This is a genomic window from Chroococcidiopsis sp. CCNUC1, assembly GCF_023546805.1.
In the GTDB taxonomy this organism is placed as follows: domain Bacteria; phylum Cyanobacteriota; class Cyanobacteriia; order Cyanobacteriales; family Chroococcidiopsidaceae; genus Chroococcidiopsis; species Chroococcidiopsis thermalis.
Map to the genome: position 1 here is coordinate 6,186,446 of NZ_CP097480.1, position 15,695 is coordinate 6,202,140.

General features: G+C 46.2%; 13 protein-coding genes. 2 read left to right on the forward strand and 11 right to left on the reverse strand.

Annotation, left to right across the window (positions count from 1 at the left end):
* Position 1 precedes the first annotated feature (1 nt).
* The 5 genes from purF to M5J74_RS28655 form a co-directional block, all read right to left on the reverse strand.
* Positions 2–1,477 carry an amidophosphoribosyltransferase gene (gene purF / locus M5J74_RS28635; RefSeq protein ID WP_371934097.1) on the reverse strand — a complete coding sequence of 492 codons (1,476 nt, stop codon included), beginning with the start codon at positions 1,475–1,477 and terminating at the stop codon, positions 2–4.
* Between the two features lie 218 nt (positions 1,478–1,695).
* The gene (purL, locus tag M5J74_RS28640; RefSeq protein ID WP_250014681.1) at positions 1,696–4,095 is read right to left on the reverse strand and encodes a phosphoribosylformylglycinamidine synthase subunit PurL; all 2,400 of its coding nucleotides are present in this window, start codon (positions 4,093–4,095) and stop codon (positions 1,696–1,698) included.
* 104 nt (positions 4,096–4,199) lie between these two features.
* Positions 4,200–6,482 carry a response regulator gene (locus M5J74_RS28645; RefSeq protein ID WP_305883613.1) on the reverse strand — a complete coding sequence of 761 codons (2,283 nt, stop codon included), beginning with the start codon at positions 6,480–6,482 and terminating at the stop codon, positions 4,200–4,202.
* Positions 6,479–6,958, reverse strand: coding sequence for a response regulator (locus M5J74_RS28650; protein WP_015157271.1), 480 nt, complete (start codon positions 6,956–6,958; stop codon positions 6,479–6,481). Before M5J74_RS28650 ends, M5J74_RS28645 begins: the two co-directional genes overlap by 4 nt.
* Positions 6,959–6,968: 10 nt before the next feature.
* Positions 6,969–10,133 (reverse strand): PAS domain S-box protein, encoded by a 3,165-nt coding sequence (locus tag M5J74_RS28655; protein ID WP_250014683.1) that lies wholly within the window; start codon positions 10,131–10,133, stop codon positions 6,969–6,971.
* Positions 10,134–10,251: 118 nt separating this feature from the next.
* Here M5J74_RS28655 and M5J74_RS28660 point away from each other — a divergent pair, with 118 nt between their 5' ends.
* Positions 10,252–10,419 carry a hypothetical protein gene (locus M5J74_RS28660; RefSeq protein WP_250014685.1) on the forward strand — a complete coding sequence of 56 codons (168 nt, stop codon included), beginning with the start codon at positions 10,252–10,254 and terminating at the stop codon, positions 10,417–10,419.
* A 27-nt stretch (positions 10,420–10,446) separates the two neighbouring features.
* On the opposite strand, the gene M5J74_RS28665 is transcribed toward M5J74_RS28660, so the two are convergent.
* Genes M5J74_RS28665 through M5J74_RS33170 form a run of 4 tightly spaced genes read right to left on the reverse strand, consistent with a single transcriptional unit; the run spans position 10,447 to position 12,920 of the window.
* The gene (locus M5J74_RS28665) at positions 10,447–10,611 is read right to left on the reverse strand and encodes a hypothetical protein (RefSeq protein ID WP_250014686.1); all 165 of its coding nucleotides are present in this window, start codon (positions 10,609–10,611) and stop codon (positions 10,447–10,449) included.
* Positions 10,601–11,614, reverse strand: coding sequence for a phosphorylase (locus M5J74_RS28670; RefSeq protein WP_250014688.1), 1,014 nt, complete (start codon positions 11,612–11,614; stop codon positions 10,601–10,603). The genes M5J74_RS28665 and M5J74_RS28670 overlap by 11 nt, the downstream gene beginning before the upstream one ends.
* Before the next feature lie 40 nt (positions 11,615–11,654).
* A complete protein-coding gene (locus M5J74_RS28675; RefSeq protein ID WP_250014690.1) occupies positions 11,655–11,840 on the reverse strand; it encodes a hypothetical protein in 186 nt (61 codons plus the stop codon).
* A 9-nt stretch (positions 11,841–11,849) separates the two neighbouring features.
* A complete protein-coding gene (locus M5J74_RS33170) occupies positions 11,850–12,920 on the reverse strand; it encodes a calcium-binding protein (protein WP_015157274.1) in 1,071 nt (356 codons plus the stop codon).
* A gap of 26 nt (positions 12,921–12,946) precedes the next feature.
* Between M5J74_RS33170 and M5J74_RS28695 the strand changes: the two genes are divergently transcribed.
* Positions 12,947–13,090, forward strand: a complete 144-nt coding sequence (locus M5J74_RS28695) for a hypothetical protein (protein ID WP_250014692.1) — start codon at positions 12,947–12,949, stop codon at positions 13,088–13,090.
* Between the two features lie 8 nt (positions 13,091–13,098).
* Here M5J74_RS28695 and M5J74_RS28700 read toward each other — a convergent pair whose 3' ends face one another.
* Both M5J74_RS28700 and M5J74_RS28705 read right to left on the reverse strand, forming a co-directional pair.
* On the reverse strand, positions 13,099–13,947 hold the full coding sequence (locus M5J74_RS28700; RefSeq protein WP_250014694.1) for a calcium-binding protein: 849 nt from the start codon (positions 13,945–13,947) through the stop codon (positions 13,099–13,101).
* Between the two features lie 53 nt (positions 13,948–14,000).
* A complete protein-coding gene (locus tag M5J74_RS28705; RefSeq protein ID WP_250014695.1) occupies positions 14,001–14,966 on the reverse strand; it encodes a calcium-binding protein in 966 nt (321 codons plus the stop codon).
* Positions 14,967–15,695 lie beyond the last annotated feature (729 nt).

Genomic DNA, 15,695 nt, shown 5'->3' on the forward strand with positions numbered 1-15,695 from the left:
ATCAAACCGACGACTTTTCCAGCATCAACTTAGAACGCTTCAGCAGTTCGGGTACGGCGACGGGATAATCGCCTGTGAAACAAGCCGAACAGAAACTATTAGGGTCTTCTCCTGTGGCTAACAGCATTCCTTCCCAACTGAGGTAGGCAAGGGAATCGACTTCAATTTGTTTGCCAATTTCTTCCACTGATTTAGTCGCAGCAATCAACTGGTCTTGATTATCCGTGTCAATGCCGTAGAAACAGGGATGAGTGACAGGAGGGGAGGAAATTCGCATATGCACTTCTGTTGCACCCGCCTCGCGTAGTGTCTTAACGAGTTTGCGGCTGGTCGTTCCGCGCACGATAGAATCATCAACGATGATGACTCGTTTTCCAGCCAAGACATCTCTGAGGGGATTCAGTTTCATTTTGATGCCTGACTCGCGCATCATTTGAGTTGGTTGGATGAAGGTGCGCCCAACATAGCGATTTTTAATCAACCCCTCGGCATAGGGAATCCCAGAGGCTTGAGAAAAGCCAATTGCGGCGGGGATACCGGAATCAGGTACGCCCATGACCATATCTGCTTCCACAAGAGATTCTTTTGCCAGTTGTCTGCCCAATCGCAAGCGATAGGTGTACAAGCTTTCGTTGTGCATGACGCTATCTGGACGGGCAAAGTAAATCATCTCAAAGATGCATAGTTTGCGCTGGGGTTCTTGCGCCCAGTGATAGGAGGCTATGCCTGCCTCAGTAATCCATACTAGTTCGCCTGGTTCTACGTCTCGCAGGTATTCTGCACCAATAATATCTAACCCGCAGGTTTCAGAAGCTAAAACGTAGCGATGGGGATTGTTGCCCAACGTGCCAATGACAAGGGGACGAATGCCGTTCGGGTCGCGCACTCCCATCAACCCTGCTGGGGTTCCGACCACTAAACTAAAAGCGCCGTGGCAGCGTTTGCAAGCGGTAATTGCCCCATCTAACCAATCTTCGCCATCGTTAACTGCTTCGGCGATCGCAAAGGCGATCGCTTCTGAATCTGTCGTCGTGTTAAAGTTACACTGCCGCTGGAGTAATTCGTCTCGTAAAGCTTTAGTATTGACTAAATTTCCATTATGTGCTAGAGCAAAACTGCCTAAGCGAGTTTCGACCACCGCAGGCTGGGCGTTCACTACCCGACTAGAGCCAGTAGTAGAGTAACGGGTATGACCGACTGCCATCCTACCAGGCATTTGTTGCAAAATTGACTCGTTGAAGACTTGAGAAACCAGCCCCATTTCTTTGTGTAGGTGAATTGTCGTGCCGTCAAACGTAGCAATTCCGGCTGACTCTTGCCCTCGGTGTTGTAGGGCGTACAAACCGAAGTAAGTAAGTTTGGCAACGTCCTCTGCGGGTGCGTAAATGCCGAAAACGCCGCAAGCTTCTTCTTGCTTGTCAGAGGGTTCTGAAGGATGAAGCGATCGCATGTCCATACTGTGACTTACATCCTGCATACTTCCTGAAGTGGGCTGGTAGAAATCCATGCTACAGTGTTGCTCCTGAGCGGCGAGTTGACTTTGTGGAATTGACTTGGCGAACTAGATAATCCAAACTCATGAGTTTGAAAACATTAACTAATACTTAAAAAAATGTTAATCAAGATACATACAACAGTATCGTCATAAATTTTGTTAAGAGCAAGATTTTGGTCAATTATTTTTTTGTCACTTAGCTACGGCAGGGTAGCTGAGTCAGATAGCCGCCGTTCTATAGCATTGAAAAAGCGATCGCGCATCATCTCAATCGTAGCGGTTACGATCGTCTGTCGGTCGGTTGTGAAAACCTGTAAATCTTGGGTGGAACTGCCGACATGACCGAGTTTTTGCCAGTTATCTCCGAGTTGCTCTGCTAAATAGGATTCCCAGACTTGTTGATGTTGTGTTGAGACGGAAACCAAAATTCGCGCCCCACCTTCACCAAATAAAAGTTCATCCCAGCGTTGCGGTAAATCGTCGGTTAACCCCAGGTTAATTTCAGCACCCAATCCAGTACTGATGCAGGCTTCGGCAAGGGCGACTATCAATCCACCTTCAGCAACGTCGTGCGCTGATTTGACCCAACTTTGTTGAATGCCTTCTCGACAGGTAGCTTGGACGCGCCGTTCGAGGTCAAAGTCTACTTGGGGTGGCTTTCCGGCGACTATGCCGTGAATTGTGGCAAGATATTCGGATGCACCCAGTGTGATTTTAGATTTCAGTGGAAGTCCCAGAAGATAAATAATATCTCCTTCGGTTTGCCAGCCTTGAGTACAGGTTTTAGATAAGTCGGGAATTAAGCCCACCATCCCGACTACGGGAGTAGGGTAGATTGGTTGTGGCTTGCCTTCAGAGTCGAAGGTTTCGTTGTACAGGGAGACATTTCCGCCAGTTACAGGGGTTTGAAATTCTTGGCAGGCTTCTGCTAAACCGCGACAAGCTTCGCCAAGTTGCCAATAACCAATTGGTTTTTCAGGACTACCAAAATTGAGGTTATCTGTCACCGCAACTGGTTCCGCCCCTACACAGCTTAAATTACGGGCGGCTTCTGCAACAACTGCCTTTGCACCTTCATAAGGATCGAGGTAGACGTAACGCGGGTTGCAATCGACTGTGGCAGCTACGCCTTTGGAGAATTCGGAATTCGGAGTTCGGAATTCGGAATTATTTTTGACTTTTAACTTTTGACTTTTGAATTCTTCTAATGGGCGCAATCTGACAACTGCGGCATCTGCACCACCGGGAAAGATGACTGTATTGTTTTGGACTTGGTGGTCGTATTGACGATAAACCCATCGCTTAGAGGCGATCGTTGGGGTATCGAGTAAAGTTAGTAATATCTGGTTCCAATTTTGGTGCTGACCTTGGATGTTAATTCCAGCAATGGTACAGGTTGGTAGAGATTCAGCCTGCCACTCCCAAGCTTTACGGGCATATTCTGGTGGTTCGCTCAATATTTCTCGGTGGTAGAGGGGTGTGTTTTCTGCCAATGCGTTAGCAGGAATTTCAGCAGCTACCTTGCCCTTAAATAAAATTCTGACAATTGGCTCCTCAATTACCGTACCAGCCACGACAGCATGAAGTCCCCAACGGTGGAAAATATCGATTAATTCCTGTTCTCTACCCTTGTGGGCGACAAATAACATTCGTTCCTGAGATTCCGATAGCAGATATTCGTAAGGAACCATGCCCGTCTCGCGCACGGGAATTTTATCGAGGTCGAATTCAATGCCTACACCGCCTTTAGCCGCCATTTCGGATGTCGAACAGGTAATCCCTGCTGCACCCATATCTTGGGCTGCAACGACAATTCCAGTTTTAAATGCTTCTAAACAAGCTTCAATTAAAGATTTTTCTAAAAACGGATCGCCCACTTGCACGGCGGGACGGTCTTGTTCTGACTCTTCGCTCAATTCTGCACTGGCGAAACTCGCTCCTTTCATCCCATCGCGTCCGGTGGTGGAACCGACATATAAAACTGGATTCCCCGTACCAGATGCTCCCGATTTGACGATCTCCGGCGTTTCCATCAATCCTAATGCCATCACATTGACTAAGGGATTACCAGAGTATGCCGGATCGAAATAGACTTCTCCCCCGACTGTGGGGACTCCCACACAGTTACCGTAATGAGAGATTCCTGCAACCACACCGTTGAATAGCTGTCTGGTACGAGCATCATCTAAGGAACCAAAGCGCAGAGAGTTAAGTAAGGCAATGGGACGCGCCCCCATCGTAAAAATATCGCGCAGAATGCCTCCGACTCCAGTTGCAGCCCCTTGAAATGGTTCTACGGCTGAGGGGTGATTGTGCGATTCAATTTTAAAAGCCAGTTGCAGCCCGTCACCCAAATCGACAACACCTGCATTTTCGCCTGGTCCTACCAAAATGCGTTTACCAGTAGTAGGAAACTGTTTTAATAGCGGTCGAGAATTTTTGTAACAGCAATGTTCCGACCACATCACACCAAACATGCCTAACTCTGCTTTATTAGGGTGTCGTCCTAGTCTTCTGACAATTTCTTCGTATTCTTCCGGCTTAATGCCTTCAGCAGCGATTTCTTCAATGGAAAAAGGTGCGGCAGGAGTGGCAGACATAAGGACGTTGCGCAAAGAGAACAGAAAATCATTCTATCTCTATCTCTATATTTGTTGATGGTTGATGGTTGATGGTTAACTGATAACTAGTCACTGGTCACTGGTCACTGGTCACTGATTAATTGCCCGATCGCCTCTACTAATTCATCGGAAACGACTGGTTTGGCAAGATGAATTTGGAAACCTGCGGCGATCGCGCGATCGCGGTCTTGTTCTCTAGCATATGCTGTTAAGGCGATCGCAGGAATTTTTCCGCCTTGTTCTGGAGGTAATGTCCTGACTTTCTGGATAAATGTATAGCCGTCTGTGGCTGGCATCCCAATATCGCTCACTAAAATATCTGGTAGCGATTTTTCCAACGCTTCTAGTGCTGCTACTGCTGAATCAACTACGATTGACTGCGCCCCATATTCTTCTAGAGTCAGTGCTAAAAATTCTCGCGTATCGCGATCGTCTTCTACAACTAATACTCGGATGTTATTAAGTCGAGAGTCGGGAATCGGTAGGGGCGGGTTTCCAAACCCGCCCGTACGGGTGTGATTCATTCCGAATTCCGAATTCCGAATTCCGAATTCCGAATTCTCCAGCAGGGGTAACATAACTCTAAATGTTGCTCCCTGTCCGACTCCTAGACTTTCGGCGCAGACTGTTCCCCCATGCAGTTCTACCAAGTGACGTACTATTGCTAAACCCAGACCTAAACCGCCATAACTGCGAGTAATCGATGCATCTGCTTGGCGAAAATAATCGAATATATGGGGCAAAAATTCAGCACTAATACCAATTCCGGTATCTGTAACTGCGATTTGGGCGTAGTTAGTTGTTGGTTGTTGGTTGTCGATCGTAGACGCTAACGCTAAACTCTGTGAAGGTTGACAGTTGACGGTTGATAGTTGTTGCTTCTCTGCTCCTCTGCCCTCTTCCCCCTGCTCCCTGCACTCCCAGGTTCCCTGCTCCCTGATAGTTGTTGTGGGCGCTACTGTTGATAATTGCAATTTCACTTCTACGCGCCCGCCGGATGGAGTGAATTTGATTGCATTGGAAAGGAGATTCCAAACAATCTGCTGCAACCGACTCGGATCTCCTAAGACGATTGGTTGTTGGTTGTTGGTTGTTGGTAATTGAGAGTGGCTAGTAGCTAGTGGCTGGTGGCTAGAATTGCTTCCTTGTCCCCCTTGTCCCCCTTGTCTCTCTTCTCGACTCCCGACTCCCGACTCCCGACTCCCTGCTCCCTCAAAAACTAGTTCGATGCACTTAGTTTGAGCTGAGAGACCAACGGTTTCTAAAGCATTGGTAATGACTGTTTCTAAATTGATAGGTTGGGGATTGAGGGTGAGTTTGCCGCGAATGATGCGCGAGATATCTAACAAGTCTTCAATCAACCGAGTCTGTAATTGAGCGTTACGTTCGATCGTTTCTAGGGCGCGGTTAAAAATCTCAGGGCTGAATTTACGAGTCCGTAATAATTTCGCCCACCCCAGGATTGCATTGAGGGGCGATCGCAATTCGTGGGACAGTACGGCTAAAAACTCGTCTTTAACTTGATTTGCTCGTTTAAGTTCCTCGGCTTGCTGTTGCAGTTGAGCTTCTCGCGCTCGTAATGCTTGTTCTGCAAGTTTGGACTGGGTGATATCGCGGGTGATTGCTAGTAAGGTTTGCACCGAACCGTCTGGATTAAATTCTGGTACGACTCGCGTTTGGTAATAACGAATGCCATTGCCCGGTGCGGGAAAATCATATTCAAAAAAGTCTTCTTTTTGAGTTGCAAAGACTTGGCGCAAACTCGATTGCCAAAGCGTACAAATTTCTGGTGATACACCCACTTCAGCATGAGTTTTTCCGACATACATTTCGGGTGGCTTGCCTGTAGCTTGTGCGACTACCGGATTCACGTACAGATGACGCAAATCTCGGTCGAATCGAGCAATAATATCGGGAGAATTTTCCACCAAAGCGCGAAATTCTTCTTCGCGACGGTTGAGTTCTGCTTCGGCAACAACACGGGCGCGACGTTCTGCTGCTTCGCGTAGCGATCGCTCTACGGCAGGAATCAGGCGTTCTAAGCGTTGTTTCAGTACGTAGTCAGTTGCACCACCTTTGAGGGTTTCAATTGCCACTTCTTCTCCCATTGTGGCTGTCACGAAAATGAATGGCACGTCTGGGCAGAGCTGTCGAGCCATAACCAGGGCAGAAATGCCATCAAAACCAGGCAAGGAATAGTCAGACAGAATCAAGTCAAACCCACCCCGTTCGAGTGCCACTTGAAACTCCGAACGAGTCTTCACTTGAATCGATTCGCACTCAATCTCGCTTTCTGCGAGTAACGCAGTAATCAGTTCTGCATCCAGTATGCTGTCTTCTAGAATCAGAAACTTGAGTGACATCATTCTATTCCTTGATTTGGTCGATCGCTACGAGCGCTAGACAGCGAGCCAGGTGGTGGCTCGTTAATAATTGCCCAAAACAGCCCTAAACCTTGAATCGCACCCACAAATTCATGAAAATCAATTGGTTTAACTACATAAGCGTTTGTACCTAATTCATAACAGCGAGTTAAATCTCGTTCTTCGCGGGAAGAAGTCAAAATCACTACAGGCACGGTTCTCAGATATCTATCTGCTTTCAATTGCCCTAGAACTTCTATCCCATCAACCTTTGGTAGTTTTAGATCGAGTAGCACCACAACGGGATTGCCTTCACGTCGCAATCGATACACGCCTCGGCGGTACAAATAATCTAAAGCTTCTTCGCCATCGCGGACAACGACGACTTCGTTACCTAAATGGTTTTCTGCTAGGGCAGTCAGGATTAACTCTACGTCGTTAATGCTGTCCTCCACCAGGAGAATGCGCTTTAATTCCATTGTTCGCTCTCTACTCTCCACCCCTCACTCCCAGTCTTGGTAACGAGAAGAAGAACGTTGCTCCTTTATCTATTTCTCCTTCTGCCCATACTCGCCCGCCATGACGGTGTATGATGCGCTGAACATTAGCTAATCCTACTCCCGTACCTTGAAAGTTGGGGTCGCTGTGCAGGCGTTGAAACACTCCAAACAATTTATTTACGTACTGCATATCAAAACCGATACCGTTGTCTCTTACGAAAAATACCACCTCCTGAGACTCTGATAAAATTTGACTCCCAATAGTAATTTCTGTCTGCGAGTTTAACTTAGTATATTTAAGCGCATTTTCAATCAGATTCCGCCATACTAAACGTAACATTGCCGGGTCGCCCTGAACGCTCAGTAAGGCTTTAATCTGCCAGGAAATTTGGCGTTTCTTAGTTTCTAACTCTAGTTCTTGCAATACCTCCTGCACCAGTAAATTCATATCAATATTGGTAAAGCGCATTTCCATGCGTCCCATGCGGGAGAAGGATAATAAGTCATCGATCAACTTGCCAGCTAGTTGAGTCGTGTCCACAATGATATTGAGGTAGCGCTGACTTGTCTCATCTAGCGTGGTGTTGGATTTAATGCGCTTTTGTAGCAGATCGACAAATCCGGCAATGTGACGCAATGGGGCGCGGAGATCGTGGGAGACTGAGTAGGAGAAAGATTCTAATTCTTGGTTAGCGGCTTCAAGTTGTGCCGTGCGCTGCCTGACTCTTTCTTCCAAAGTTGCATTCAGTTTATGCAGAACTTCTGCTTGTTTGCGCAGTTTGTGTTCTAAATGTTTGCGTTCGGTGACATCATGTCCCACTGCATATAACAGTTTTGATTCAACATCGGGTACAGAACTCCAAATCAGCCATTTGTAAGAACCGTTTTTACATAAAAAACGATTTTCAAAGTTGATAGTAATAGCTCCAGTTGAGAGTTTTTCGACCTCAGCAAGAGATTTTTCTCGGTCTTCTGGATGAATCAAATCGATATATGGTGTCTGAAGAATTTCCTTTTGAGTAAAGCCGAGAATGGTTTCAAAAGCAGGATTGATCCGCTTAAAGTAACCATCTAACCCAGCGATACAAAGCATATCTAAGGAAAGTGTAAAAAAGCGATCGCGTTCGATTTCAGCATGTTTGCGATCGCTAATATCTAAAATAAATGCGACTGACTGTTCCCGATTTTCCCCCAGCAAGGCATAACCCAGCATCACAAAAACCCGCGTTCCATCTTGGCGAATATACTCTTTTTCATAGGGCGTACAAGTTCCCTTAGTTCGTGCCTCGGCAATTCTCTCAGCATCCAATGGTAAATATTCTGGGGGAGTCAGATCGTTCCAGCGCACTCTACCCGCCTCTAAATCGGCACGAGTGTAACCAATAATGTGCAAAAAGGCATCATTGGCATAATTTATTCCGCCATGAATGTCTCCGTATAAAATGCCGATGACATCTGATTCGACAAATAGTCGTAATCTAGCTTCACTCTGACGCAATGCATTTTCTGTCAACTTGCGATCGCTCACATCAGCTGCCATGCTGATAACCAATCGTCTACCATCTGCCAGACGACCCAAGGGAGCAGAACTAAAATCCCAAGTCCTCTTTTCTCCCTGCTTGGTAGTAATTGAGAATTCCCCTTCTTCTAGCCTTCTGTCTAGGCTGTATAAGCGCTCTATGCTTGCTTTAACTGTATCTTTCGCTGCTCCATAAGCTTTTTCCGTCCAAGCTGCAATTGTGGGAATTTCATCAGCAGTGTAACCGGATAATTCCGTCCAAGCTTGGCTAATGTGTACGACTTCGCCATCTTCGGCATGGATAACGATTGGAAATGGTGCATTGACAACAGCACGGCGAAAACGTTCTTCACTTTCACATAAAGCAATTTCAGCTTGTTTGCGTTCTGTCAAGTCAATCACAAAGCAAGCACTATAGCCGTTTTCTCCACCCTCAATTTGAGTAATACCAAGCAGAATCGGCACGCGAATCCCGTCTTTACGAATATATTCTTTTTCAAACGGAGAACAAGCACCATATGCTTGAATTTCTGCGACTCTCTGTCGATCTAATGCTTCATACTCTGGCGGTGTCATGCGATTCCAATACAGCTTTCCTGCTGCTAACTCAGGACGGGTGTACCCCATCATGGAGAGAAAAGCGTCATTGGCTTCAAAAATTCGTCCGCTAAAGTCACCAAAGTAGATGCCAATGATATTTGATTCTACTAGCCTTCTAAACTTGGCTTCACTCTCCTGTAAAGTGGCTATTGTGCGTTGACGATCGCGATCTATTCGGTTCAAAGATCTGGCATTGTGCCAAATTACACTGATATAAACCGCAATTAGCAATAATACCAGCAGCGCGATCGCGAAACCTGGATCGTAGAGTTTCCAGCGGTATCCCTGCAAAATCAGCCAACCCAAAATTATTGGAATTGCGATCGCGCTAGGAATCAGACGACGCGCAACTATGCCCCCATTCAATTCGCTTGTGACAACTGCCATAAAACCGCGATCGAGATCTACCAACAACGTACCTGCACCGAGCAAGAGAAAAATTATTGCCGTGTGCCAACTCATTGATGTGGAGTAGACAATAAACCGATAAAAAACTTCTACGCCATAGGCATATCCTATGAGAGCAAGTAAGGCAATTAAAATAACAGCAAGACTTAAAGCTTGAGCCAAGAAAATGCGATCCCCCCTGCCCCCCTTTTTAAGGGGGGTGGAAAAGGTGGGTTTGTCTCCCTTGATAGGTGAGATGGAACAGGTGGATTTGTCTCCCCGTAGAAGGAGGATTGACTTGCCCCCCTTTGTAAGGGGGTTGGGGGATCGAACAGCCAACAGCCACAGCGCCCCGCCTAGCAGCACAAAATTCAAAGCAGTATTATCCGCCATGCGACCAGGATAAGGATTTGCTGGAGACAACGGTAAATCTCGAACCAGCAACTCATCAATCCCCAAATTCCAATTAAATATGTATTGGCAAAGAGTGAGCAAACCAATTAAGGCGACAGCAGCAGCGCAAATTTTGGTAATTAGGGAGTCGGGAGTCGTTATTCTAGTAGGGGCGCACAGCTGTGTGCCCCTACCATTGCGAACAAACAAAGACACGCCAGCTAAAATAAAAGCCACGGCTGTATTAGCTTTCATCGTGGCTGTGCCTAGAATCGCGCTTTTGAAAATGGCAATATCAAATATCCAGCCAATCAGAGTTAGACAGCCAACACCAAACGCGATCGCGCTAGCAACTCTTACTAGGTAATTGACTGTGACGCAAGTTAGCCATATGTTTCTGTCTCAGGTTGAAAGCGATCGCTTGCTATGCCAAAACAGTGTCACCATTCTACTGCTCACTCCAACGCCGACAGAAACATCGCTCCCTCTAAAACTTAACTTAAGGGAGACAGCCACTCTGAATAAATCTCTCCTACGATAGATATATTCAGTTGTCAGTTATCAGTTGTCAGTTATCAGTGAAGAAAGGGTGTGGGACGTGGGGTGTGGGAAATTTGTTGTTGGTTGTTGGTTGTTGGTTGTTAGTTGTCGCTCCTCTGCTCCTAGTCTCCTCTGCTCCCTCTGCTCTCTTCTCCTTTGTCCCCCTTGTCCCCCTTCGCCCCCTAATCCCCACTCCCTTCGGTCGTGGGGTCCCCGAGTTCCCCCTTGTCTCCCTTGTCTCCCTTGTCCTCTTCTTCCCGACTCCCGACTCCCGACTCGCTTTTCAATATTCCCACCTGACTCAACACGCGCATCGGTCCTAATTCTTTTAAGATTTGCATTTGTCGATCGTTACGCACGAACATTGTGCCAGCAAATCCCAAAGAGTTGATGGCAATCGACTCAAAGCTTTCTTGGGAACGGGGAATCAGCAGCATCCATTGGCGCGTTACGAGCAAGTTGTAAGCTCCTGCTTGGATGTTCTTCGAGCCGATGTCATGCTTTAGCCCCACTGCATTGAGCATTTGGTAGTAATAATTGAGCGTTACTGTGGCAGCTGCTTGAGGAGATTTTGTTTGAATTGGTTCTAGTTGTACGAAAGCATGGACAAAAGGCAAGCTGGGTAGAGTTTCGACTGTACCGCGATTAGTAGTTACCAACAAAGGTTCGAGGGGAATTTGAGGAAAATCTGCGGGTGTGAGTGGCAGGGGAACGATCTGCAAATGTTTGTGACGTTGGCTTGCGCCTGCTGTCTTGCCACCGTTGTAGAATGTCAGTCCGTTAAATTCCGCCAGACATACCCACATGGCAGTAAAATCAGCGAGAGTTAGTAAGGCTTCTTGTTCTTCAAAGGCGCGGGTAATTAGCAACAGGTGACAATCGACGACATTGAATTTATTTAACAAACAAACATGAGTTTCGGAGATGTCTGCTACGTATAAGTTTTTATCGTAGGGTAGAAAGGGATTAAAGTCTTTATCAGTCGTAGCATTTTGCCGATCCTGTTTTTGCTTTGCCTCGTCTTTGCGATTGAGATTGGTGGCTGTTCTGACCAGGAAACGCACGCCTTGCTGTTCTACAAACTGATATTCGGTGGGAATGGTGACTAGAGCCCCGCGTTCAAGGGCATGTTGGGTTATTGCGATCGCCCTATCCAGTAGCGTCCCAGGTTGTAGTATTATTCCGCGTGCATTCATGTCCTCTTGCATTATCAAATTTTGGATCGGCAGCGTAACTTTAGGCTTCTCGCCCTAGCTTTACCCAATAATGTACTCGATCGCCGCGCTCTAACACAAAATAACTCTTGTCGTATGATGGTACGCGATCGAGGTAGGCGATCGTACAGTCAGAGCAGTTTTCAATTGGGTAAAACACACGCTCTGTATGGGCGCACAGCCGTGCGCCCATACAAATGTCACTCACAGACAGCAATTAACTATACCGAACGTACTCGTCGCTAATCTTGAAGTAGGACGCATTCAGATTTATAGAATCGGGTGAAATACCCTGCAAGATCGCAATCAGATTTGGTTGGGTTTCTCCTACATTATTTGCATAGATTGCCGTGCCTGCTGGCAAGCCTTCCGGTGCTGCGCCCAAACTGTATTCAATTATGTACTGAGATTCAGTTACAGGGCGGTTGGTTTTTGCCAAAAAGATTGTATCTTCATACTTATTGAAGTCAGTTATCAAAGCGTAGCTATCCCCTGCTTCATAGTAAGTTCCTGAACCAGGTCTTCCGCCACTACCTGCAAGGACAAATGTATCTTTTCCCGATCCTCCTGTTAAAACATCTTTCTCTGAATCGCCACGGCTGGAATCAACAGTACCGCGTAACCATCCACCACCAGCACCAATCAAGAGATCGTCCCCAGATCCTCCATCTAAAACATCACTCCCGAACTCGCCAACTAATATATCTTTGCCATTACCTCCATATATGCGATCGTTGTCGTCTTTTCTCACACCATAATCAGGACCAGAAATGACTCCATAGCCATCGCCAGCCAGGAGATCGTCGCCATCATCGCCATAAATCGAATCGTTACCATAGCGACCGTAAATCGAATCGTCACCAGCACCGCCATAGATGCGATCGCTATCACCAGTTCTGATTCGATAATCGTCGAGATCTCCTACTATTACATCGTCGCCTTGACCACCATAGATGACATCTTCACCAAATCCACCTTCTATATAGTCATTGCCGTTGCCTCCTTGTAAGGTGTCGTTTCCGTCGCCACCGTATAGCTTGTCATTGCCACTGCCACCGTACAACGTGTCATTACCGCTGCCACCCCCCAGAGAATCGTTATCTTCGTCACCACATAAGGTATCGTTACCATCTCCACCACTTAGAGAGTCGTCACCTGCACCACCATAGAGGCGATCGTCCCCACCTAAACCGGATATTGTGTCTTTTCCAGCTTTGCCATAGATTCTGTCGTTGCTATCTGTACCAGTTAAGGTATCGTCTAAGTTCGTACCAAAGATATTTGCCATAATAAAAATTCTCGCTTTTGATGAGTATGCGTAGATATATTTACCCTGCGATCGCTTGTTCGAGCGCTACAAAAACATCTCAAGTCAGCTTGAAACTTCAGCAAAGACGAGCTAATCAATGCAACTATGCAAGCGATCGCTCCGTCCAGCCAAAAACTACTATTAGCTAGAAAAGTCCTCAACTAGAATACTGAATGTACTGAAAGTACGATGCATTCAAATTCAGAGATTCGGGAGAAACACCCTGCAAAATTCCAATTAGGTTTGGCGATGCGCTCGGATTATTGACTAATTGAGCGTATATTCCCGTTCCTTGCGGTAAACCGTCAGGCGCTGCACCCAGACTATAAGTAACTTCTGATGAGAGAGATGAAGATAGTGGCTGGATGTAGTTACGGCTGAGCGTAATAACATCTTCATTCAAATTGAAATCAGTAATTAGAGCATAGTCATTGCTACCAAGATAATAAGGACCTCTAGGATCGCGTCCAGCACTGTTACCAGCAAGTTCAAATCTATCTTTTCCGGCTCCACCCGTAAGGGTGTCAATTTCGCCAAGTCCGAGGCTGGCTCCGCTACCAATAGAACCTGAGAAACCACGCGCACCATTAACGGTGTCATCCCCAGCTTCACCATTGACAAAATCATTACCAAACGAACCGGTTAAGTAATCGTTACCATCGCCACCATATAGGCGATCGTTACCGTAATAACCATTGAGAGAGTCGTTACCGGAGTTGCCATACAAGATATCGTCATCGTTGTCGCCGAACAAGCTGTCATCGCCAGCACCGCCACATAATTTGTCATTACCAGCGCCGCCATCTACATAGTCATTTCCCTCATCACCATATAAGATGTCTCTGCCATCTCTAGCCAACAGGCGATCGTCACCCGCTCCACCATAAAGGAGATCGTTGCCTTTGTTCCCATCAATAAAATCTTTTCCAGCTTTGCCATAGATTCTGTCGTTGCTGTCCGTACCAGTTAAGGTATCGTCTAAGTTCGTACCAAAGATATTTGCCATGTCATCAGCCTTTAATCTTAATTAGTCTACGTAGCAATCAAAAAAACTAGCACTTAGGAAATCTGGAAATAAGACCCGCTTAAACTTACGGAGTCGGGAGAAACTCCTTGCAAGATCGCAATGAGATCTGGTTGCGCTCCTAAGTTGTTCGCATATATTCCCGTTCCCTGCGGTAAACCTTCCGGTACTGCACCCAGACTGTATTCGATTGTGACTGGGGGATAGACTACGGGACTGCTCTCAGTTTTGGCTAGCGAGATGACATCTTCGTTCTTGTTGAAGTCGGTAATGAGAGCGTAGTCACCATTGCCATTACCTATGTAAGAAGGTCCTACACCAGACCGTCCAGAGCCTCCCGTAAGGATAAATGAATCTTTTCCCGCTCCACCTGTCAGAGTATCAATTTCACCTCTGCCACGACTGACATCACCATCCCAGTGAAATACTCTTCCTCCAGCACCATTGATGTAGTCGTCTCCATCGCCTCCATTTAAAGAGTCGTTACCGAACTCTCCAACTAAGGTGTCTTTGCCTTTACCACCGTACAAGCGGTCGTTATCATTGCTGCTATTACCGATGAGTCCGCCGCTGATGATGTCATCGCCATCCTCACCATAAATTTCGTCGCTTCCAGCACCACCAGCAATGCGATCGCTTCCAGCACCACCATAGAGGCGATCGTTGCCTACCTCACTGTAGTAATCGCCATAAATTTCGTCGTTACCAGCACCACCATAGAGGCGATCGCTCCCAGCACCACCATATAAGGTGTCGTTATCAGCTCCTCCTTGCAAGTTATCGTCACCAGCACCACCATAGAGGCGATCGCTCCCAGCACCACCATACAAGGTGTCATTTCCGTCTTCACCTTTGAGGGTGTCTGCACCATGACTACCATCTAAAATGTCGCCACCTAAACCGCCAGATATGGTATCTTTTCCGGCTTTGCCATAGATGCCGTCGTTGCCATCCGTACCAGTTAAGGTATCGTCTAAGTTCGTACCAAAGATATTTGCCATGTCGAGCAACCTTGAATTCTAAGAATTCTAATTAGTTTATGTAGATGTTTTTACCCTGCGATCGCCTTTCAAATTGCCACAACAAAACTATCCAAATAGTGTTTGGCTTTCAATGAATTAAAGCGTTAAATATATGCCCAGCCAAAAACTAGTAAGCGATCGACTTACTGAAGTTAATTGATGCAATCCTCGATAAATTATCGCGCTTTGTCTTTACTTACAAGTAACACAGTCGATCTACAAAAAACTGGATATTTTGCAAGTTAAACTGATGCGGTAATACTGACAATATAATGCTATTTCTACGTTATTTCATCTCATTTATCATATTTTTTTAACAAATGTTTTTGTCCATTTTTCTCTATTTGAATAAGCTAAAAAAGCCTAGCCATTAACTAAGATAGAACGTATCAATTTTAGCTGTAAACTTTCCGTGGTAGCTGTTAATAGTTGATAGTTGATGGTTGATAGCACTGAATAACGTACATCGAAGAACCATTTCTCAATAGCCAAAGTGACAAGCTTATGACTTAGATAGAATTCGCTACAGCACGAATAGAGTTAAATCAAGTGGAAATACTGAGACATAAATAAAACGTTAGTTTATCTACTAAAATTAGAGCGGATCGATCGCGTGAATGCTACACAAAATTACCGAGTTTTTTTTAACTCAGTGCGCCGCGATATAGATAGGCGATCGCAATTTTGGCAAGTCAGCGATCGCCTTGT

Bases quoted from the DNA above. Each gene is read 5' to 3' on its own strand.
- M5J74_RS28705 (WP_250014695.1), bottom strand. From the start codon at position 14,966: ATGGCAAATATCTTTGGTACGAACTTAGACGATACCTTAACTGGTACG.
- M5J74_RS28670 (WP_250014688.1), bottom strand. From the start codon at position 11,614: ATGAATGCACGCGGAATAATACTACAACCTGGGACGCTACTGGATAGG.
- M5J74_RS28650 (WP_015157271.1), bottom strand. From the start codon at position 6,958: ATGGAATTAAAGCGCATTCTCCTGGTGGAGGACAGCATTAACGACGTA.
- M5J74_RS28695 (WP_250014692.1), top strand. From the start codon at position 12,947: ATGCGTAGATATATTTACCCTGCGATCGCTTGTTCGAGCGCTACAAAA.
- M5J74_RS28700 (WP_250014694.1), bottom strand. From the start codon at position 13,947: ATGGCAAATATCTTTGGTACGAACTTAGACGATACCTTAACTGGTACG.
- M5J74_RS28655 (WP_250014683.1), bottom strand. From the start codon at position 10,133: ATGAAAGCTAATACAGCCGTGGCTTTTATTTTAGCTGGCGTGTCTTTG.
- purF (WP_371934097.1), bottom strand. From the start codon at position 1,477: ATGCAGGATGTAAGTCACAGTATGGACATGCGATCGCTTCATCCTTCA.
- M5J74_RS28645 (WP_305883613.1), bottom strand. From the start codon at position 6,482: ATGATGTCACTCAAGTTTCTGATTCTAGAAGACAGCATACTGGATGCA.
- M5J74_RS33170 (WP_015157274.1), bottom strand. From the start codon at position 12,920: ATGGCAAATATCTTTGGTACGAACTTAGACGATACCTTAACTGGTACA.
- purL (WP_250014681.1), bottom strand. From the start codon at position 4,095: ATGTCTGCCACTCCTGCCGCACCTTTTTCCATTGAAGAAATCGCTGCT.